Below are 19602 nucleotides of genomic sequence, written 5' to 3' on the forward strand. Positions count from 1 at the left end.
CGGGTGCAAGTTCGGTGTCCCGGAAACCTATTGGCGCGAAGCCGACGGCCGCTCTCAGCAGCCGCAGTCCTCGCTGTCCACCGGCGCGGTCAGCGGGTCGGCGGCGCGGCGGACGGCGCCCTCCCAGGTCTCGTACGCGAAGCCTTCGCGGGCCCAGTACTCGAATCCGCCGAGCATCTCCTTGACCTGGTAGCCGAGTTCGGCGAGGGCGAGGGCGGCACGGGTGGCGCCGTTGCAGCCGGGGCCCCAGCAGTAGGTGACGACGGGCACGTCCTTGTCGAGGAGCTGCTCGGCCTGCTCGGGGATGAGCGCGGTCGGCAGGTGGATGGCGCCGGGGATGTGGCCCTGGTCCCAGGAGGCGGTGGAGCGGGAGTCCACGACGACGAACCCGGGGTCGCCCTCGCCGGCCAGCGCGGCGGCGACGTCGGACACATCGGCGTGGAAGGCCAGGCCGGCCCGGAAGTAGGCGGCGGCCACGGCTGGAGCGGCGGGGGCCACGCGCAGGACGGGGTTGGCGGCGGCGGCGGTGGTGGTCATGGTCTGGCCCTCTCTGTGGTGGCTCCTTCTGACCGAAAATGTACGACGTGAAGATCAACTCCCTGAAGGGTCAATCCCCGGCACACCTCTTGATCGGCCGGGGAATCCCCTGTTAGCTCGGGAGCATGACCACGTTTTCACCGGACGCCACCGACTGGCGCATCCTCGATGTCCTCCAGCGCGAGGGCCGGGCCAGCTTCGCCGAGCTGGCACGGGCCGTGTCGATGTCCCCGAGCGCGGTCACCGAGCGGGTGCGCAGGCTGGAGGAGGCGGGGGTGATCCAGGGGTACTCCGCGGTGGTGGCGCCGGAGCGGCTCGGGATGCCGATCCTGGCGTTCGTCCGGCTGCGGTACCCGAACGGCAACTACAAGCCGTTCCACGACCTGGTGGCCGTGACGCCGGAGATCCTGGAGGCGCACCACGTCACGGGCGACGACTGCTTCGTGATCAAGGTCGCCGCCCGTTCGATGCGCCATCTGGAAGAGGTCTCGGGCAAGATCGGCGCCCTCGGCTCGGTGACCACGTCGGTCGTCTACTCCTCGCCGCTCCCCCGCCGCCCCCTGGGCCGGTAGCCCTCAGCCGCCGCCCCGCTGCCGCAGCGTCGACCCCGAGCGTCCCTTCACGACCTCCAGCTGGGCGTGGATCCGGCGCCGCAGATCGGCGACATGGCTCACGATGCCCACGCTGCGGTCGCGCTCGCGCAGCGAGTCGAGCACGTCGAGGACCTCGTCGAGGGTCTGGTCGTCGAGGCTGCCGAAGCCCTCGTCGATGAAGAGCGTGTCAAGGCGCACCCCGCCCGCCTCGTCGGTGACGACGTCCGCGAGCCCGAGGGCCAGGGCGAGGGAGGCGAAGAAGGTCTCGCCGCCGGACAGCGTCGCCGTGTCCCGCTCCCGCCCGGTCCAGGCGTCCACGACATGCAGACCGAGGCCGCTGCGGCCGCGTCCGGCGCGGTCGTCGGAGTGGACGAGGGTGTAGCGGCCGGACGACATCCGGCGCAGGCGCACGGTCGCGGCGGCGGCGACCTGTTCCAGGCGGGCGGCCAGGACGTAGGACTCCAGGCGCATCTTGCGCTCGTTGTCCGCCGAGGTGCCCGCCGTGAGCGCGGCGAGCCGGGCCACGCGGTCGTACTGGGTGCGCAGCGGCGCGAGCCGTCGTACACCCTGTGTCGCGCGGACGGAGAGGCGGTCGAGTTCGGTGCAGCGCCGGGCGGCGGCGTCCCGCGCGGAGGCGGTGTCGCGCAGGCGTCGGCCCGCCCCGGCGGCGGCCTGCTCCGCCGCCGCGAGGTCGGCGGGCGGGCGCTGGGCGGCGGCCGCGGTGTCGGCCTCGGCGAGGACGGCGCGTACGGCGGCCTCCTCGGACTGCCAGGCGTCCAGCCGCCGTTGGAGTTCGCGGTGGGCGGTGTCGTCGAGCAGCGCGTCGGCGGCGGCCTGCGGAGAGTCGAACCCGGCGCGGAACGCGGCGTCGGCGAGGCGCGCGTCGGCGTCCTTGAGCCGCTGGGCGCTGTCCTCCGCGGCGCGGGCGCTGTCGGCGGCGTCGGTCAGCAGCGCGACCTGGCGTTCCAGTTGGGCGGAGCGGGCAGCCACACTGTCCAGGGCGCCGCGCGCCTCGGCCAGCTCCGTTTCCAGCGCGGTCCGTTCGCGGTCCAGCTGGTCCCGGTGGCCGACCCGGGCGGCGCTTGTGACCTCCGCCTGCCGACGGGCCGTGGCGCGCCGCTCGTGCTCCTGCTCGGCACGGCGCAGTTCCTCGTGCGCGGGGTGGAGCGCGGAGGCGTCCCGGCGGGCCTGCGCGAAGTCCCGCTCCAACTCGGCGACCTCATCGGCGAGTTGACCGGTCGGGGTGTCCCCGGCCTCGGCGGTGGCGGCGGCCAGCGCCTCGCGTACGACGCCCAGGCGCCGCTCCTGTTCGGCCTGGCGCTCCTCCGCCGTCTGGTAGGCGGCGAGGGCCTGCTCCTCGACCTCACGGCCGACGTGCCCGGCGTCCTTGCGCGCGGGCGCCGGGTGCTCGGTGGCACCGCAGACCGCGCACGGTTCACCGGCGGTCAGCTGGGCCGCGAGTTCGGCCGCGATGCCGTTCAGACGGCGCTCCTTGACCTCCAGCCAGTGCGCCTTTGCCGTCAGTGTCTCCTCCTGGGCACGCCGGGCCCGGTGCGCGGCCGTGTCGGTGTCCCCGGCCAACTGGTCCCGCAGTCTGGCCGCCTTGAGCCGCTTGGCCGCGGGCTCCCGCTGCACGGAGAGCTGTTCGGCGCGGGTGGCGGCGTCCTGCGCGGCGTCGATCCGGGACTGCACGTCCGCGCGCGTGGCCTCCCACCCGGCGAGCCAGGCCCCGGTCTCCTCAAGGACGTCCTCGTCGGCGCGCTCCTGGCGGTCGAGACCGGCACGCTCCTCGGCGAGTTCGGCCAGCCGCTGCTCCGCCCGGCGGGCCGACTCCAGGCCGCCCAGCTCCTCGGCGGCCCGGCGCGCGGCGGCCGCGAGTCCGGCGGCACCGGCGTCGGCGAAAGTGTCCGGCAGCAGCGCGCCCGCGCGGGTCCGGGCGAGCGCGGCCCGCCGGTGCTCGGCGTCGGCGGCGTCCCGCAGCTCCAGCGCGGGTGCCACCGCCTCGGCCTTTCGGGCCCGCTCCATGCGCGCCTGCGCCTCCCGGTGAGCGTCCGCCCGCTCCTGAAGCAGCCCTGCCCGCTCCCTCGCCTCGGCGAACCTCCGCTGCAAACGGGCGAGTTCGCGTACGTCGTCCAGGGCGCGCTCGGCGGCGGCCTGAGCGGACTCGGCGGCGGCGAGGCGACAGTGGGCGACGGTCAGTTCCTCGCGCGCGGAGCTGCGGGCCACGGCGGCGGCGGTCAGCACGGCGTCGGCGAGCCCCGGTTCGCCCGGTGTCAGCTCGGGCAGCTCCATGGCGCCGTCCGCCGCCTGCTGCATGCGGTGCGCGTCGGCCAGCAGCGCGGCGTCACCCTCGCGCACCTCGGCCTCGGCCGCGCGTCGGCGCTCGGCGAGCCGCTTCTCCACCTCGGCGAAGCGGTGGGTGTCGAAGAGCCGCCCCAGCAGCCGGCCGCGCGCCTCGGCGTCGGCGCGCAGGAAGCGCGCGAAGTCGCCCTGGGGCAACAGGACGACCTGGCAGAACTGTTCGCGGCTCATCCCGAGCAGCTGGGTGATCTCCTCGCCGATCTCCTGGTGGGAGCGGCTGAGGTCCTTCCAGGTGCCGGTCGTGGCGTCGTGCTCGCGCAGCCAGCTCTGCGCCTTGTCCAGGGTCGTGCCGGAACCCCGCTTCTTGGGGCGCTCCCAGGGCGGCTGCCGGGTGACCTCCAACCGGCGTCCGGCGACGGTCAGTTCCAGGCGGATCTCGGTGCGCGTGCCGGGAGCGGCGTGGTCGCTGCGCAGCGCGAGTCCCTGGCCGGACTGCCGGGCGCCGGGCACGGAGCCGTACAGCGCGTAGCAGACGGCGTCGAGGACGGAGGTCTTCCCGGCGCCGGTGGGGCCGTGCAGCAGGAACAGTCCGGCTGCCGACAGTTCGTCGAAGTCGACGCTCTGGGAGCCGCCGAAGGGTCCGAAGGCCGTGATGTCGAGCCGGTGCAGCCTCACCGGGCCACCTCCCGGACCACCGCGTCCGCGCGGACCGCGTCGAAGGCGTCCCGCAGCACGGCCTGCTCGTCCTCGTCCGGTCCGGCGCCGCGGACATGGGCGACGAAGTCCTCGGCGATCTGCTGGTCGCCGCGTCCGGCCAGGCGCCGCGCGTAGGAGACGTCCGGGTCGTCGGGGGCCCGGTCGGGGTCGAAGACGAGGCTCAGGGTGTGCGGGAAGCGTTCGCTGAGCCGGGCCATGGGGTCGGCGGGGCGGACCGTGTCGGTGAGGGTGGCCTCGACCCAGGCGTCCTCGTGCCGGGCGAGGGCGGGGTCGGCGAGGAGGTCCTCCAGCGGCCCGCGGATCCGGGCGAGCGCGCGCGGGACGGGGCAGTCGATCCGCTCGGCGGTCACAGCGCCATCGGCGTCCAGGTCGACCAGCCACATGCTCTTGCGGTGGTCGGCCTCCGAGAAGGAGTACGGCAGCGGGGAGCCGGAGTAGCGGACGCGCTCGGTGATGGTCTGGCTGCCGTGCAGGTGGCCGAGGGCCGTGTAGTCGACGCCGTCGAAGACCCCGGCCGGGACTGCGGCGACCCCGCCGACGGTGATGTCCCGCTCGCTGTCGCTGGCCTCGCCGCCGGTGACGAAGGCATGGGCGAGGACGACGGAACGTGTCCCCCGCGCGCGTGCGGCGAGGTCGGCGCGGACCCGGTCCATGGCAGCGGCGAGCACCGCCTCGTGCCCGGCCCTGTCCACCCCGAACTCGTCCTTCACCAGGGCCGGTTCGAGGTACGGCAGACCGTAGAAGGCCACCTCGCCATGGGTGTCGCTGAGGACCACCGGTGTCCCGCACGCCGACGGCTCGGTGCGCAGATGGATGCCCGCGCGGTCGATCAGCCCGGCGCCGACGCCCAGCCGCCGCGCGGAGTCATGGTTCCCGGAGATCATCACGGTCGGCACGCCCAGCTCGGCGAGACGGTGCAGGGCGTCGTCGAACAGCTCGACGGCGGCGAGCGGCGGCACCGCGCGGTCGTACACGTCTCCCGACACGACCACCGCGTCCACGTCGCGCTCGCGCACGGTGCCGACGAGGTGACGGATGAACTCGGCCTGGGCGGCGAGCATGTTCACGCGGTGGAACGCCCGGCCCAGGTGCCAGTCGGAAGTGTGCAGGAGCCTCATGATCCTCGAAGACTAACGGCCGGGTCTGACATCACGGGCGGTTACTCCCGTATCGGCCCGTCATGACCGGCTGTGTCAGCCCGTCATGACCGCACCGGGGAGAGTCCGTTATGCCCGCCTTGTCATGCGTCGCCGTAAGCCTCCCCGCCCAGGGTGAAGCCGGCGGTGCCGGCCGTGGCGTCGGCCAGCCAGGCGCGGAAGGACTCCACGTCGGCGTCCGGCAGGCCGATCTCGATGGTGACGGCCTCGCCGTAGTGCACGTCCCGGACCTCGCGTCCGGTGGCGCGCAGATCGTTCTGGATCTTCCCCGCGCGCTGGTGGTCGACGGTCACGCTGGCCAGCCGGAAGCGGCGGCGGGTGAGCGTGCCCAGGCTGTCCAGGGCCTCGCCGACGGCTCCGCCGTAGGCCCTGATGAGGCCGCCCGCGCCGAGTTTGACGCCGCCGTAGTAGCGGGTGACGACGGCGACGACGTAGCGCATGTCACGGCGCAGGAGCATCTGGAGCATGGGGACGCCGGCGGTGCCGCCGGGTTCGCCGTCGTCGCTCGCCTTCTGGATCGCGGCGTCGGCGCCGATGACGTAGGCGAAGCAGTTGTGGGTGGCGTCCGCGTGCTCCTTGCGGACGCCGGCGATGAAGTCCTGGGCCTCCTGCTCGGTGGCCGCCGGGGCGAGGGCGCACAGGAAGCGGGAGCGGTTGACCTCGGTCTCGTGCACACCCGCGCGGGCCACTGTGCGGTACTCGTCCTGCATCCGGTCAGCCTATGCCAGGGCCGGTCAGGGCTTCTTTCCGCGGGGGACGGTGAACCAGGTCAGCAGGGCGGTTCCGGGGGCGAGCGCGCTCCAGGCCGTGCCGCGCCAGGCGAGCACGGCGACGCCGGAGGTGGGGAACTTCTCCCGCACCCGCTCCAGGGCGTCGTCCAGGCTGTCCCCGGCCAGCTCGGTCACCAGCTCCTCCAGGCCGGGGTTGTGCCCGATCAGCAGCAGCGTCTCGACCTCGGCGGGTGCCTGGTGCACGGCGGCGAGCAGATCGGTGACCTCGGCCGCGTAGAGCTGAGGAACGTAGCGCACGGGCGGCGGGGTGCCCCACTCGGCGGAGGCCAGGTCCCAGGTCTGGCGGGCGCGGACGGCGGTGGAGCACAGGGCGAGGTCGGGCAGCAGATCGGACTCGGCCAGCGCGCGGCCCGCGGCGGGCGCGTCACGTCGCCCGCGCGGGGCGAGCGGGCGCCGGTGGTCGGCGACCCCTTCGGGCCAGGCGGACTTGGCGTGCCGGAGGACGACCAGGCGGCGCAGCGGGCCGGTCCCCGCGCGGGCGATCATGCCAGGGATCCCAGGTCGCGGGTGAGGTCGAGGCCGAGAAGCCGGTCGGCGTAGGCGTAGGTCTCGAAGCGGGCGCCGTCCAGGATGTCCGGTGCGGTCTCGACCCGGTCGAGCAGCCGCAGCACGCCGGGCACGTCCAGGTCGTCCTCCCAGGCGCCGCGCAGTTCCGTGCGGACGTCGTCGGGGATGGGCCGGGAGGGGTGCCGCGCCCAGTCGGCCACCGCGCGCCGCCAGCGGGCGAGGGTGTCGTGGGCCTCGGTCAGGGCGGCCGTGTCGAGCCGTACCGGCCGGTCCCGGCGCGGGGTGAGCAGGGCCAGGCGCAGGGCGACCGGGTCGGCGCCGGTGAGCGGTGCCGGGGACTCGGCGTGCACGGGGGCGACGGCGACGCGGACGCCGTCCGGGGTGACGCCGCCCTCGGCCACGACATGGATGACCTGTTTCTCACCGAGCCCGTGGCCGACCTCCCGGCTGTCCTCCAGGGGCCGGACGCCGAGTGCGGCGGCGCCGGCCCTCAGCTCCGGCTGGTCCCGGTCGCCGTGGAGGACGGCCCAGACCGGGGTGCCGCCGAGTTCCAGGGCGCGCACCAGGACATCGGTGATGAGGAGCACGCGCAGGGCGCCGGTGTCGAAGCCGGGCGCGTGGGCCTCGACACGGATCAGACCGCGCCGCGCGGGCGCGGCGTCGACGGGCACGCCCGTTCGGGCGTCGATGATGCGCAGCACTCCCCGAGCCTAGGCGGGCGCGCGCCGGGGCGCAGCACACGGCACGGTTTCCGGACAGCGGAGCTCCGCCGGGCGCCCCGGGAAACCTGACCGTCAACTCCGCCGACCGCCACGCGGCGCGCGGGAATCTCCACGCCCCCTTGGCCGTTGTCCGGAGACCAGGCATGTCATGAGGTCGAGGAGGCCATCGGTGTACGGCGACGAAGCGACGATCCGCAAGATCCTCACCGAGTCCGGCGACACATGGGCCGTGGTCGGGCTGTCGTCGAACCAGCGGCGCGCGGCGTACGGCGTGGCCGCGGTGCTCCAGCGCTACGGCAAGCGCGTGGTGCCCGTCCACCCCAAGGCGGAGACGGTGCACGGCGAGCAGGGGTACGCCTCCCTCGCGGACATCCCCTTCGAGGTGGACGTCGTCGATGTCTTCGTCAACAGCGAGCTGGCGGGTCCGGTGGCCGACGAGGCGGTGGCCAAGGGTGCCAAGGCGGTGTGGTTCCAGCTCGGTGTGATCGACGAGGCCGCCTACGACCGGACCCGCGCGGCGGGCCTGGAGATAGTGATGGACCGCTGCCCGGCCATCGAGATACCGCTGCTGCGGTGACCCTCGCGCGGGGCACATAGGTCCATGCCGTAGACAGGGATCCGCACCCGCCGCGTGTCCACGAGGAAGTTCTGATGCCCGAGCCCCCGTCCCCGGCCCCGTGCTGCATGCCCGCGTCCGGGACCGGCCCGATCAGGGCGGAGCCGGTCGCCCTCACCGGCAGGCCCGCCGCCACCGACCGCATGGTCCTGCTCCCCGGCGGCGAGTTCCTCATGGGCACCGACGACAGCGAAGGCTTCCCCGACGACGGCGAGGGCCCGGTGCGGGCGGTACGGCTGGCCCCCTTCCGGATCGACACCTGCGCGGTGCGCAACGACGAGTTCGCCGCCTTCGTCGCCGACACCGGGCATGTCACCGACGCCGAGCGCCTGGACTGGTCGTACGTCTTCGCCGGTTTCCTGCCCGCCGCGCTGCGCCGCGGCGCCCGGCGGCCCGAGCGGACGCCCTGGTGGTGCGCGGTCGCGGGGGCGGCCTGGGACCGGCCGGAGGGACCGGGCAGCGATCTCGCGGGGCGCGGGGACCATCCCGTGGTCCATGTGTCCTGGTACGACGCGGCCGCCTACGCGGCCTGGGCCGGCAAGCGGCTGCCCACCGAGGCCGAGTGGGAGTACGCGGCCCGTGGCGGCCTGGAGCAGCGGCGCTATCCCTGGGGCGACGAACTCGACCCCGACGGCGAACACCGCTGCAACATCTGGCGGGGCACCTTCCCCACCAAGAACACCGCCGCCGACGGCTATCGCGGCACCGCGCCCGTGCACGCCTTCGAGCCCAACGGCTTCGGCCTGTACAACACTTCGGGCAATGTGTGGGAGTGGTGCGGGGACTGGTGGTCCACGAAGCGCGGCGCAGCGGTGAACCCCACCGGCCCGGCCGAGGGCTCCGCCAAGGTGATCCGCGGCGGCTCCCACATGTGCCACGCGTCCTACTGCAACCGCTACCGCGTGGCGGCCCGCAGCGCCAACTCCCCGGACAGCTCCAGCGGCCACACCGGGTTCCGGTGCGCGCTGGACGTCTCATAATGCTCGGGTGACTTCCACCTCCCCCCACCCCAACTCCGGTTCCGCACAACGGTTCCCGGTCGTCATCGTCGGCGCCGGACCGGCCGGGCTCACCCTCGGCAACATCCTGCGCGCCGCGTCCGTGGACTGTCTGGTCCTGGAGACCGAGAGCCGTGAGTTCATCGAACAGCGGCCCCGGGCCGGGGTGCTGGAGGAGTGGGCCGTACGCGGGCTGGAACGGCGGGGTCTCGCGGACAATCTGCTGGCGCGCGGCCAGGTGCACAACGAGTGCGAGTTCCGCTTCGCCGGGGAGCGCTACCGGTTTGAGTACACCGAGCTGACGGGGCATCACCACTTCGTCTATCCGCAGCCGTTGCTGGTGACGGACCTGGTGCGGGAGTACGCGGACGTCCGGGGCGGCGAGATCCGCTTCGGGGTGCGGGACGTCGCACTGCACGACCTGGACTCCGACCGGCCCTCGGTCTCGTACACCGACCCCGAGTCGGGTCAACGGCACGTCGTGCGCTGTGACTTCGTCGCGGGCTGTGACGGGGCGCGCGGGGTGTCCCGGGCCGCGCTGCCGCCGGGGCGCGCCCATGTCTCCCGCTACGACTACGGCATCGGCTGGCTGGCGCTGCTCGCCGAGGCGCCGCCGTCCAACGACTGCGTGGTGTTCGGCATGCACCCGCGCGGCTTCGCCGGGCACATGGCGCGCAGCCCCGAGGTGACCCGGTACTACCTGGAGTGCCCGCCGGGCGACGACCCGGCGAACTGGTCCCACGAACGGGTCTGGACGGAGCTCCAGGAACGGCTCGGGGCGGCCGGGGCGCCCCGGCTGACCGAGGGGCGGCTGATCGAGAAGCGCGTCCTGGACATGCACAGTTACGTGGTGGAGCCCATGGGGTTCGGGCGGCTCTTCCTGGCCGGGGACGCCGCCCATCTCACCGCGCCGATCGCGGCCAAGGGCATGAACCTCGCCCTGCACGACGCCTTCCTGCTGGGCGACGCGCTGGTCGCGTTCCTCACCAAGGGCGACTCGGCCGGCCTGGACGGCTATTCGCGGGCGTGTCTCGGCCGGGTCTGGGACTACCAGGAGTTCTCGCAGTGGCTGTCGGAGGTGTACCACGGCACCTCCTCGGGCGACCCGCACCGCGCGGGCACCACCCTGGCCCGGCTGCGCCGCCTGTTCGGCTCCCCGTCGGCGGCCCTGGCCTTCGCGGAGCAGTACCTCGGCAAGAGCGCCGACTACTGAGCCGTACCGACGTCACTCGTGCACGGGCCGGTCGCTGAGCCGGTGGTCCGCCACGCTCAGCGCCTCGTCCACCAGCCGCCGCAGATGACCGTCGCCCAGGGAGTAGATCACCCGGCGGCCCTCCTTGCGGGTGTTCACCAGACCGGCGAGACGCAGCCGCGCCAGATGCTGGCTGACGGCGGGCCGGGCCGCCCCGCACGCCTCGGTGAGGGTGCTGACATCGGCCTCTCCCCCGGCCAGCGCGTGCAGCAGGGTGAGCCGGGTGCGGTCGCCGAGGAGGGCGAGCAGCTCGGCGGCGAGGGCGAACTGTTCCTCGCCGGGGGTGCGCGGGTGCGCATCGTGCGCAGGTGACAGGTGCATGCGTGCGCTCATACGCACATAATGGCGTCGTGGACGGGGTAAGTCCACCTCCGCCACCGGAAGGGGGACCCGTGAGCCACCCGCACCATCACCATCACCACGACCACCCGCACCACGATCACCCGCACCCTCGCCGTCACCGCATCGCCCACCTCCTCAAGCCGCACTCCCACGACACCGCCGACAAGCTCGACTCCGCCCTGGAGTCCTCGGCCCGCGGGATGCGCGCGCTGTGGATCTCCCTGGCGGTGCTCGGCGCGACCGCGCTCGTGCAGGCGGTCGTCGTGGCCCTGTCCGGATCGGTGGCCCTGCTGGGCGACACCGCGCACAACACCGCGGACGCGCTGACCGCCGTCCCCCTCGGCATCGCCTTCGTCCTCGGCCGCCGGGCGGCCACCCGGCGCTTCACCTACGGCTACGGCCGCGCCGAGGATCTGGCGGGTCTGGTGATCGTGCTGACCATCGCGGCCTCGGCGCTGTTCGCCGGATGGACGGCGGTGGACCGCCTTCTCGACCCGCGCCCCGTGACCCACCTGCCCGCCGTGGCGGCGGCCGCGCTGGTGGGCTTCGCGGGCAACGAGTGGGTGGCCCGGTACCGGATCCGGGTCGGCCGGTCGATCGGCTCGGCCGCGCTGGTCGCCGACGGACTGCACGCCCGTACCGACGGATTCACCTCGCTGGCGGTGCTGCTGGGCGCGGGCGGGGCGGCGATCGGCTGGCAACTCGCGGACCCGATCGTGGGGTTGGCGATCACCGCGGCGATCCTGCTGGTGCTGCGGGACGCGGCGCGGGAGGTGTTCCGGCGGGTGCTGGACGCCGTGGACCCGGCCCTGGTGGACCGGGCCGAGCAGGCCCTGCGGGAGGTCCCCGGGGTGCGCGGGGTGGGTGAGCTGCGGCTGCGCTGGATCGGGCACCGGCTGCGGGCCGAGGTCGCGGTGGTGGTGGACGGCGAGGCGACGGTACGGCAGGCCCACGCCATCGCCGTGGACGCCGAACACGCCCTGCTGCACGCCGTCCCCCGGCTCACCGCGGCCCTGGTCCACGCGGATCCGGCCCCCGTGCCCGGCGAGGCGGATCCCCACCAGACCCTGGCCCATCACACCGGGGTCTAGGCGACCCCGAGCCCCTCCAGCACCACGGCCCCGGGCAGCTCGGCGAACGCCTTTCCCGGTACCAGCAGCTTGCCGCGCCGGCGGCCGCTGCCGACAAGGACATACGGCAGGTCGACGACCGCGGAGTCCACCAGGATGGGCCAGCCGTCGGGCAGTCCGATCGGGGTGATGCCGCCGTACTCCATGCCGGTCTCGCCGGTCGCGGTGTCCATGGCGGCGAACGACGCCTTGCGGGCGCCGAGTTGGCGGCGGACCGCGCCGTTGACGTCGACGCGGGTGGTGGAGAGCGCGATACAGGCGGCGAGCGTGGTCTCGCCGCCGCGCTTGCCCGCCACCACCACGCAGTTCGCGGACTGTTCGAGCAGTTCCCGGCCGTAGTGCTCGACGAAGACGGCGGTGTCGGCCCACTGCGGGTCGGTCTCGACGTAGATGATCTGGTCGGCGGGAACGCTGCCGCTCCAGCGGCGTACCGCCTCGGCGACCGGGGCGGTCAGCTCGTCGAGGCAGTCGGGGGCGGGAGCGGCCTGGCCGAAGTGTCCGATGGGTGCGCGCATGGCCGCACGGTAGCAACCGCGGCCGTGCGCTCAGCGCACGGGCGGCACGGAGACGACCAGCACCAACTCGACAGGGACGGCAGCGTCGTTGCCGTAGCGGTGGGCCGCGCTCGCCTCGAAGTAGGCGCTCGCGCCCGCCGGGACGCGGTGTTCCACACCGTCGACGGTCAGCAGCAGTTCACCGGCCGTGACATGGATCAGCTCGACGGTGCCGACGGGGTGCGGGTCGGAGGCGCTGCTCTCGCCCGGCATCAGCCGCCAGTTCCACATCTCCAGCGGACCCGGGGCCTCGGTGCCGACGAGGAGCCGGCTGTAGCTGCCGGAGTCGGTGTGCCACATCCGCACGACCTGATCGGCCGGGACCACGCGCACCTTCGGCCCCTGCTCGTAGTCGAGGAGGGTGGGGATGCTGACGCCGAGGGCGTCGCCGATCTTCACGACCGTGCCGAGGCTGGGGTTGGTGCGGGCCTGTTCGATCTGGATGAGCATGCCGCGGCTGACCCCGGCGCGGGCGGCGAGCGTGTCCAGCGTGAAGCCGCGCTCGGTGCGCCAGCGCTTGACGTTGCGGGCCAGGGACTGGGTCAGCAGGTCTAGGTCCGACACGATTCATCCCGTTCCGGAGTCCAATATTCTGGATGCAAGAGTTCAACAATCCGCACTACGGTGTGATGCACATGATCGTGCACCGAACTGTACTGCGAGGGCGTCCGTGACAGCACTCTTCGCCCTGGCCACCAGCCTGCTCTGGGGCCTGGCCGACTTCGGCGGCGGACTGCTCACCCGGCGCACCCCCGCGCTCACGGTGGTGGTCGCCTCGCAGTCGATCGCGGTCGTCGTCCTCGGTGCCGTCGTCCTGGCCACCGGCGGCTGGAGCGAGGCCGGACCCCGGCTGTGGTTCGCGGTGGCCGCGGGCCTGATCGGCCCGATGGCGATCCTCTGCTTCTATGAAGCGCTCGCCCGCGGGCCCATGGGTGTCGTCTCCCCGCTCACCACGCTCAGCGTGGCCGTCCCCGTCTCCGTGGGGCTGCTCCTCGGTGAGCGTCCCGGCCTGGTCCAGGTCGCGGGCATCGCGGTCGCCGTCACGGGCGTGGTCCTCGCGGGCGGGCCGCAGCGCGGGGGCGGCTCGGTGGAGCGGCGGACCATCGTGCTGACGCTGGGCGGCGCCTTCGGCTTCGGCGCGTGCGTCGCGCTGATCAGCGAGGCGTCCACCACGGTGACCGGCCTCTTCCTTGCCCTGTTCGTGCAGCGCCTGACCAATGTCGTGGTCGGCGGCACGGCCCTGTTCGTCTCGGTGCGGCGCGGTTCCGTCGCGCTGCCGGAGGGCGGTTTCCCCTGGGGCGCGCTGCCCGCCCTCGCCTTCGTGGGCCTGGCCGACGTCGCCGCGAACGGCACCTACTCCGTCGCCGCCCAGCACGGCCCGGTGACCGTGGCCGCCGTACTGGCCTCGCTCTACCCGGTGGTGACGGCCCTGGCCGCGCGCCTCGTCCTGAACGAACGGCTGCGCGGAGTCCAGGCGGCGGGCGCGAGCCTGGCCCTGGCCGGGACGTTGCTGCTGGCCACCGGCTGACCAGACCCCCGGCTCAGGCCTCGGCGTCCAGTTGCGCCAGCCGCGCCACCGACTCCTCGTCCAGCTCCGCCAGTGCCGCGAGCTGCTCCGAGGTCACCCCGTCCGGTATCGGCACCGGCGCGGGCGTCCTGAGCGGCGGCTGCCAGCCCTCGGCGGGCGTCCAGCGCCGTACGACCCGGGCGGGCGCCCCCGCCACGACGGCGTGGTCCGGCACCACGCCCCGGACCACCGCACCGGCCGCGACCACCACGTTCCGGCCGATCCGCGCGCCCGGCAGGATCACCGCGCCGGTGCCGATCCAGCACCCCGGGCCGATCGCCACCGGCTCCATCCGCGGCCACTGCTTGCCGATGGGCTCGTGCGGATCGTCGTAGGAGTGGTTCGTGGAGGTGACGTAGACGTACGGGCCGAAGTAGCAGTCGCTGCCGATGGTGACCGTGGTGTCGGCGATGACATGGCTGCCGCGGCCGAGGACCACGCCGTCGCCGATGCTCAGGATCGGGTCGGGGCCGAGGTCGAGGTCGGGCATCAGGCCCGCGGTCAGGGTGACCTGCTCGCCGACGATGCAGTGCGAGCCCAGATGGATCCAGGGCTCGCCGAAGACCGTGCCGAGCGGGAAGGCCAGGCGGGTGGCTTCGCCGATCGAGCCGAAGTCGAAGCGGCCCGGGCGTTCGGCGGTCACCGAACCGGTGCGCTGCACCCAGGCCCAGCCCGCGTGGACGGCGCGCTGCGCCACTCGGTGACGCCAGGATGAGAACGTGTTCTTGCTCTTCGGCACGGAGTCACGGTACTGAGCGTGCGGCGCCCTGATGGCGTCGTGGGGTTGTGATCTTCGCCCCACGCTCACCCGTGACGGGTGAGGAAACGGCGCCGGAGCCGTGATGCGGTGGTGGGATGAGCTGGCACGGCATCGTGAACCCGTTCCACGTCGCCGGACGCGTGGTGGGCCTCACGCTGGGCACCGCCGAGTTCGTCACGGACCGGGTGATCCGCACGGTGACGGCCGCCGTCCTCGACCGCCTCGACCTGGACGACGTCGCCGAGCGGATCGACGTGAACCGGGTCGCCGACCGCATCGACGTGATGCGCGTCGTCGATCGTGTCGACGTCGACCTGATCGCCGACCGGCTGGATGTGGACCGGGTGGCGGCCAGGGTGGACGTGGGCCGGGTGACGGACCGGGTCGATGTGAACCGGCTGGCCGAGCGGGTGGACGCCGAACAGATCGTGGCGCGGGTCGACATCGACGGGATCGTGGCCCGCGTCGACATCGACCGGATCGCCGCCCGCCTCGACCTCGACGCCGTGATCGACCGGGTCGACCTGGTAGCCCTCGCCCGAGCCGTGCTGGAGGAGATCGATGTGGGCCGGATCGTGAAGGAGACGAGCGGCGGTCTTGCCGAGGAGACGGTCGACGCGCTCCGGCTCCAGAGCGTGCGGGCCGACCGGATGGTGAACCGGGTGGCCGACCGTCTGCTGCACCGCCCCGGCGCGGCACCGGAGCGAGCCACCGGGCCCGGGCCGGCGCCATGACGCAGGAGGTACGGGAGCGGGCCCGGGAGGGCGAGGCCGGCGGCCTGGTGTCACGGTGCCTCGCGGCGCTGATCGACGCGTTGGCGGTGGCGGGCATCGGCCTCACCGCCCAGCTCGTCTTCGCCGGTCTGCGCCTGCTCGTGGAAGGTCCGCCGCTGCGGATGCCCGATCTCTCCCTCTGGACGACCGGGGCCCTGGGCTGGCTCCTCGCCGTGCTCTATCTCGTCGTGAGCTGGACCTGGACCGGTGCCACCCTCGGTTGCCGCCTGCTGGGCCTGCGGGTCACCGGACGCGCGGGGCAGCCGCTCGGCATCCCGCGCGCCCTGCTGCGGGCCGTGCTCTGCCTGGCACTGCCCGTGGGCCTGTTCTGGGTCCCGTTCAGCCGGCGCCGTGCCTCGCTCCAGGACCTCGTCGTCGCCAGCTCGGTCCGCCACCACCGGTTCTGACGTACGATCACCGACGGCCGTCCGCTCCCGGGCATCACCCGTACCAGGTGACGCCGGGGCGCCCCGTGCGGGGTAGGACTGGGAAACGAAGAACGGACGCCGACGACCGGTCTCCGTCCCGCAGACGCCGTACCCCCGCGGAGGACCGCGATGCCAGGTGACGACCGGAAGGGCCGCTACCTCCCGCCGGGCCTGCGCACGCTCCTGGCCTACCGGCGCGACTGGCTCGCCAAGGACGTCGTCGCGGGCGTGGTCCTCACCATGCTGCTGGTCCCGCAGGGCATGGCCTACGCGGAGCTGGCGGGACTGCCCGCGATCACCGGCCTGTACACGTCCGTGCTCTGTCTGCTGGCATACGCCGTCTTCGGCCCGTCGCGGATCCTGGTCCTCGGCCCGGACTCCTCGCTCGGCCCGATGATCGCGGCGAGCCTGGTGCCGCTGATGGCCTCCGGAGGGGACAGCGGGCGGGCGGTGGCGCTCGCCTCGATGCTCTCGCTGATGGTCGGCGTCATCACGATCCTGGCCGGGGTGTGCCGACTGGGTTTCATCGCCGACCTCATCTCCAAGCCCACCATGATCGGCTACATGAACGGCCTGGCGCTGACCATCCTGATCGGCCAGTTGCCCAAGCTGTTCGGCTTCAGCACGGACGCGGACGGTCTCATCGACGAGGCGGCCGCCTTCGTGCGGGGGCTGGCCGACGGCGAGACGGTACCGTCCGCGGTGGCGGTGGGCTCTGCGGGGATCGTGCTGATCCTGGTCCTCCAGCGCTGGCTGCCCAAGGTGCCCGCGGTCCTGGTGATGGTGGTCCTGTCGATCGCCGCGACCTCGGTCTTCGATCTCGGCGGGCGCGGGGTGAGCCTGGTCGGTGAGCTTCCCCGGGGATTCCCGCCACTGACCTTCCCCGAGGTCCGGGTGGACGACCTCGCGCCGCTGGCCGCGGGGGCGCTGGGCATCGCCCTGGTGTCCCTCGCCGACACGATCTCCAACGCGACCGCGTTCGCCTCCCGCACCGGCCAGAAGGTGCGCGGCAACGAGGAGATGACGGCGATCGGCGCGGCCAACGCAGCAGCGGGCCTGTTCCAGGGGTTCCCGGTCAGCACCAGCGGGTCGCGGACCGCGGTGGCCGAGCGCGCGGGCGCCAGGAGCCAGCTCACCGGGGTGATCGGCGCGGGCCTGATCATCCTGATGCTGGTCCTGCTGCCGGGCCTGTTCCGCAATCTGCCGCAGCCCGCACTCGCCGCGGTGGTCATCACGGCCTCGCTGTCACTGGCCGACCTCAGCGGTACGGCGCGGCTGTGGAAGCAGCGCCGGGCGGAGTTCCTGCTGTCGATCGCGGCGTTCCTCGGGGTGGCGCTGCTCGGGGTGCTGCCGGGGATCGCGGTCGCCGTCGGACTGTCGATCCTCAACGTCTTCCGCCGGGCGTGGTGGCCGTACAACACGGTGCTGGGCCGGGTGCCGGACGTGCCCGGCTTCCACGACGTGCGGTCCTACCCCGAGGCCGAACGGCTGCCCGGCCTGGTGATCCACCGCTTCGACGGGCCGCTGTTCTTCGCCAACGCCAAGTCCTTCCGCAACGAGCTCATGCGGCTGACCCGCACCGAGCCGCCGCTCCGCTGGGTGCTGATCGCGGCCGAGCCGATCACCGACGTGGACACCACCGCGGCGGACGAGCTGGAGGAACTGGACGAGGCCCTCAACGCGCACGGCATCAGCCTCGTCTTCGCCGAGCTCAAGGACCCGGTGCGGCGCAAGATCGAGCGGTACGGGCTGACCCGCACCATCGACCCGGCCCACTTCTTCCCGACGCTGGAGGCCGCGGTCGCCGCGTACCGCGCGCAGACCGGCGCCCAGTGGACGCGGGACACCGACAGCCCGCGGGACCCGCAGGACCCGTAGGCCCGCGCGTCAGTGGAGGGCGAGCCGGGCGAGCCCGCGCCAGTCGAGCGGGGGCCGGGCCGGACGGGTCCCCGGGCGCCGGCGCGGCACGAGCACCCGCAGCGCGCCCGGCTCCACCACGCAGCGGACGGGCACGCTCAGCGTCAACGCCTCGCCGTCGACTCCGGCCGGGATGGTGGGCCGGTCGGCGTCGACGACCACCTCCGTCGCCGTCACCCTGGTGAGCCCCGTCGCCCGATCGCCCCGCAGCAGCCCGGCGGCCTGTGCGGCGTTGGCCACCGTCACGCCCACGGCGCCCAGCTCCCCGCCGTCCAGGCGCGCCCGCCGCCCCAGCCCCGCGATATCGCCGGTCCCGTAGGGGTTGTTGCTGATCAGCAGGGCCTGCGGGGTGCTGAGGACCGTGTCCCCGGCACGGGCGGTCAGCCGGGCGCCCCCGTGCCGCACCAGCAGGTCCGGCAGCAGGTCCAGGGTGGTGCGGGTCTTGCCGTCCCGGTAGGCGGGGCTCTGCACCACCTCGGCATACGCGCCGAACGACACGTTGTTGACGAACGTGCGCCCGCCGGCCCGGCCGAGGTCGACGCTCAGCTCCACACCGTCGCGCAACGCGTCCAGGGCCAGCGCCGGATCGTCCCGGTCGAGACCCAGGTCGAGGGCGAAGTGGTTGCGGGTCCCGGCCGGGATGACCAGGAAGGGCAGGTCGAGCGCGGCGGCGACCTCGGCGACCAGGGCCTGGGTGCCGTCCCCGCCCGCGACGCCGAGCAGGTCGGCGCCGTCCGCCGCGGCCCCGCGGGCCAGCTCGGCCACATCCATCCGGCCCGGGCCCTCCAGGAGGATCACCTCGGCGCCCAGTGCCTCGGCCTTCTCCCGCAGCCCGAACCGGTCCACCTTTCCGCCGCCCGAGCGCGGGTTCATGATCAGGACGGGGCGGTGGACCCGCGGCGCCGCCCGCTCCACCATGCCGACCGGCGCATCGGCACGGGCGAGGGCCCGCCGCCCCGAGCCCACCGCGAGCGCCCACAGCGCCCCGGACAGGGCGACGACCCAGGCGAGACCGGCGCTGGTGTACGCCACCAGAACCCACACCGGCGCGGCGACGGCCAGCAGGACGGCCAGCGCACGCGACAGGCGCCGACGGGTCAGCGCCCACCAGACGGCCGCGACGGTGAGCGCCGTACCGGCGAGTCCGACGCCCACCAGGGGGAGGGTCCGCAGCCCGGCGAAAGCGGCCAGGACGCACACCGACGCCACGGCAGCCGCCAGCGACACGCGGGCCAGCCAGTGCTGCTGTCTCGTCGTGGATGCCATGTAGGCACCCTCCCGCCCGGCCGCGCGGACCGCCTCACCCGCGGCAGGCGATGTGCGCCGAGCGGCCCCGACCGCCTCGGTCCGCCGCGCATCGCCTACGGTGCCGGTGTACCGACGGCGGAAGAGACGGTGGGACGGCAATGGCGCACAAGGCGTTGATCACGGGCATCGGCGGCAGGGAGCCGCAGATCGACGGGGAGGCCTTCGTGGCGCCCACCGCGTCGGTGATCGGGGACGTGACGCTTCGGGCGGGCGCGAGCGTCTGGTACGGCGCGGTGGTCCGCGGCGATGTCGAGCGGATCTCCGTCGGCGCCCGGAGCAACATCCAGGACAACTGCACCCTCCACGCCGACCCGGGCTTTCCCGTGACGATCGGCGAGCGGGTGTCGGTCGGCCACAACGCGGTGGTGCACGGGGCGACCGTCGAGGACGACTGCCTGATCGGCATGGGAGCGACCGTCCTCAACGGCGCGGTGATCGGGGCGGGCTCCCTGGTGGCCGCGCAGGCGCTCGTACCGCAGGGGATGCAGGTGCCGCCGGGCTCCCTCGTCGCGGGCGTCCCGGCGAAGATCAGGCGGGAACTGTCGGAGGAGGAGCGCCAGGGCGTCACCCTCAACGGCACCTTGTACGCCGACCTCGCGAAGGCGCACGGCGGACTGTACGAGACGCCATGA

The 19602-nt window shown here is 73.7% G+C and carries 21 protein-coding genes; 10 read left to right on the plus strand and 11 right to left on the minus strand.

All coding sequences use genetic code 11. The features are described 5' to 3' along the window. Positions 1-54: 54 nt before the first annotated feature. The gene (locus tag STRCI_RS06015; RefSeq protein WP_269657797.1) at positions 55-537 is read right to left on the minus strand and encodes a rhodanese-like domain-containing protein; all 483 of its coding nucleotides are present in this window, start codon (positions 535-537) and stop codon (positions 55-57) included. Between the two features lie 125 nt (positions 538-662). Here STRCI_RS06015 and STRCI_RS06020 point away from each other — a divergent pair, with 125 nt between their 5' ends. Beyond that, on the plus strand, positions 663-1109 hold the full coding sequence (locus STRCI_RS06020) for an Lrp/AsnC family transcriptional regulator (protein WP_015662012.1): 447 nt from the start codon (positions 663-665) through the stop codon (positions 1107-1109). A 3-nt stretch (positions 1110-1112) separates the two neighbouring features. Here the strand turns inward: STRCI_RS06020 and STRCI_RS06025 are convergent, their stop codons facing one another. The 5 genes from STRCI_RS06025 to STRCI_RS06045 form a co-directional block, all read right to left on the minus strand. After that, positions 1113-4106: an AAA family ATPase gene (locus STRCI_RS06025; RefSeq protein WP_269657798.1), complete on the minus strand. Its 2994-nt coding sequence runs from the start codon at positions 4104-4106 to the stop codon at positions 1113-1115. Then, on the minus strand, positions 4103-5266 hold the full coding sequence (locus tag STRCI_RS06030) for an exonuclease SbcCD subunit D (RefSeq protein ID WP_269657799.1): 1164 nt from the start codon (positions 5264-5266) through the stop codon (positions 4103-4105). Before STRCI_RS06030 ends, STRCI_RS06025 begins: the two co-directional genes overlap by 4 nt. A 122-nt stretch (positions 5267-5388) precedes the next feature. Continuing rightward, positions 5389-6015, minus strand: a complete 627-nt coding sequence (locus STRCI_RS06035; protein WP_269657800.1) for a YigZ family protein — start codon at positions 6013-6015, stop codon at positions 5389-5391. 24 nt (positions 6016-6039) lie between these two features. Continuing rightward, positions 6040-6582, minus strand: coding sequence for a SixA phosphatase family protein (locus STRCI_RS06040; protein ID WP_269657801.1), 543 nt, complete (start codon positions 6580-6582; stop codon positions 6040-6042). Further along, the gene (locus tag STRCI_RS06045; RefSeq protein ID WP_269657802.1) at positions 6579-7304 is read right to left on the minus strand and encodes a hypothetical protein; all 726 of its coding nucleotides are present in this window, start codon (positions 7302-7304) and stop codon (positions 6579-6581) included. Before STRCI_RS06045 ends, STRCI_RS06040 begins: the two co-directional genes overlap by 4 nt. A gap of 190 nt (positions 7305-7494) precedes the next feature. Between STRCI_RS06045 and STRCI_RS06050 the strand changes: the two genes are divergently transcribed. The 3 genes from STRCI_RS06050 (at position 7495) to STRCI_RS06060 (ending at position 10152) form a co-directional block, all read left to right on the plus strand. Further along, complete coding sequence (locus tag STRCI_RS06050) at positions 7495-7902, plus strand: CoA-binding protein (RefSeq protein ID WP_269657803.1); 408 nt, start codon at positions 7495-7497, stop codon at positions 7900-7902. Positions 7903-7976: 74 nt separating this feature from the next. Next, the gene (locus tag STRCI_RS06055; RefSeq protein WP_418953313.1) at positions 7977-8921 is read left to right on the plus strand and encodes a formylglycine-generating enzyme family protein; all 945 of its coding nucleotides are present in this window, start codon (positions 7977-7979) and stop codon (positions 8919-8921) included. A gap of 7 nt (positions 8922-8928) precedes the next feature. Continuing rightward, positions 8929-10152 (plus strand): 4-hydroxybenzoate 3-monooxygenase, encoded by a 1224-nt coding sequence (locus STRCI_RS06060; protein ID WP_269657804.1) that lies wholly within the window; start codon positions 8929-8931, stop codon positions 10150-10152. A 12-nt stretch (positions 10153-10164) separates the two neighbouring features. Here the strand turns inward: STRCI_RS06060 and STRCI_RS06065 are convergent, their stop codons facing one another. Then, positions 10165-10524 (minus strand): ArsR/SmtB family transcription factor, encoded by a 360-nt coding sequence (locus STRCI_RS06065; RefSeq protein ID WP_269657805.1) that lies wholly within the window; start codon positions 10522-10524, stop codon positions 10165-10167. 59 nt (positions 10525-10583) lie between these two features. Between STRCI_RS06065 and STRCI_RS06070 the strand changes: the two genes are divergently transcribed. Beyond that, positions 10584-11624: a cation diffusion facilitator family transporter gene (locus tag STRCI_RS06070; protein ID WP_269657806.1), complete on the plus strand. Its 1041-nt coding sequence runs from the start codon at positions 10584-10586 to the stop codon at positions 11622-11624. Here the strand turns inward: STRCI_RS06070 and STRCI_RS06075 are convergent. Both STRCI_RS06075 and STRCI_RS06080 read right to left on the minus strand, forming a co-directional pair. Then, positions 11621-12178, minus strand: coding sequence for a YbaK/EbsC family protein (locus STRCI_RS06075; RefSeq protein WP_269657807.1), 558 nt, complete (start codon positions 12176-12178; stop codon positions 11621-11623). The genes STRCI_RS06070 and STRCI_RS06075 overlap by 4 nt on opposite strands. 30 nt (positions 12179-12208) lie before the next feature. Continuing rightward, positions 12209-12781 carry a helix-turn-helix domain-containing protein gene (locus tag STRCI_RS06080; RefSeq protein WP_269657808.1) on the minus strand — a complete coding sequence of 191 codons (573 nt, stop codon included), beginning with the start codon at positions 12779-12781 and terminating at the stop codon, positions 12209-12211. Positions 12782-12887: 106 nt separating this feature from the next. Here STRCI_RS06080 and STRCI_RS06085 point away from each other — a divergent pair, with 106 nt between their 5' ends. Continuing rightward, positions 12888-13745 (plus strand): DMT family transporter, encoded by an 858-nt coding sequence (locus STRCI_RS06085; protein ID WP_269657809.1) that lies wholly within the window; start codon positions 12888-12890, stop codon positions 13743-13745. A 13-nt stretch (positions 13746-13758) separates the two neighbouring features. Here STRCI_RS06085 and STRCI_RS06090 read toward each other — a convergent pair whose 3' ends face one another. Further along, positions 13759-14523, minus strand: a complete 765-nt coding sequence (locus tag STRCI_RS06090) for an acyltransferase (RefSeq protein ID WP_269657810.1) — start codon at positions 14521-14523, stop codon at positions 13759-13761. Positions 14524-14639: 116 nt separating this feature from the next. Here STRCI_RS06090 and STRCI_RS06095 point away from each other — a divergent pair, with 116 nt between their 5' ends. The 3 genes from STRCI_RS06095 (at position 14640) to STRCI_RS06105 (ending at position 17623) form a co-directional block, all read left to right on the plus strand. Then, entirely contained in the window at positions 14640-15278 is a 639-nt protein-coding gene (locus STRCI_RS06095; RefSeq protein WP_269657811.1) for a hypothetical protein, read from the plus strand. After that, positions 15275-15724, plus strand: a complete 450-nt coding sequence (locus tag STRCI_RS06100; RefSeq protein ID WP_269657812.1) for an RDD family protein — start codon at positions 15275-15277, stop codon at positions 15722-15724. The genes STRCI_RS06095 and STRCI_RS06100 overlap by 4 nt, the downstream gene beginning before the upstream one ends. A 150-nt stretch (positions 15725-15874) precedes the next feature. Continuing rightward, positions 15875-17623, plus strand: a complete 1749-nt coding sequence (locus STRCI_RS06105; RefSeq protein WP_269657813.1) for a SulP family inorganic anion transporter — start codon at positions 15875-15877, stop codon at positions 17621-17623. A 9-nt stretch (positions 17624-17632) separates the two neighbouring features. Here STRCI_RS06105 and STRCI_RS06110 read toward each other — a convergent pair whose 3' ends face one another. Then, positions 17633-18928, minus strand: a complete 1296-nt coding sequence (locus STRCI_RS06110; RefSeq protein WP_269657814.1) for a diacylglycerol/lipid kinase family protein — start codon at positions 18926-18928, stop codon at positions 17633-17635. 140 nt (positions 18929-19068) lie between these two features. Here STRCI_RS06110 and STRCI_RS06115 point away from each other — a divergent pair, with 140 nt between their 5' ends. Further along, positions 19069-19602 (plus strand): gamma carbonic anhydrase family protein, encoded by a 534-nt coding sequence (locus tag STRCI_RS06115; protein ID WP_269657815.1) that lies wholly within the window; start codon positions 19069-19071, stop codon positions 19600-19602.

The sequence above is a fragment of the Streptomyces cinnabarinus genome (assembly GCF_027270315.1).
Lineage (GTDB): Bacteria > Actinomycetota > Actinomycetes > Streptomycetales > Streptomycetaceae > Streptomyces > Streptomyces cinnabarinus.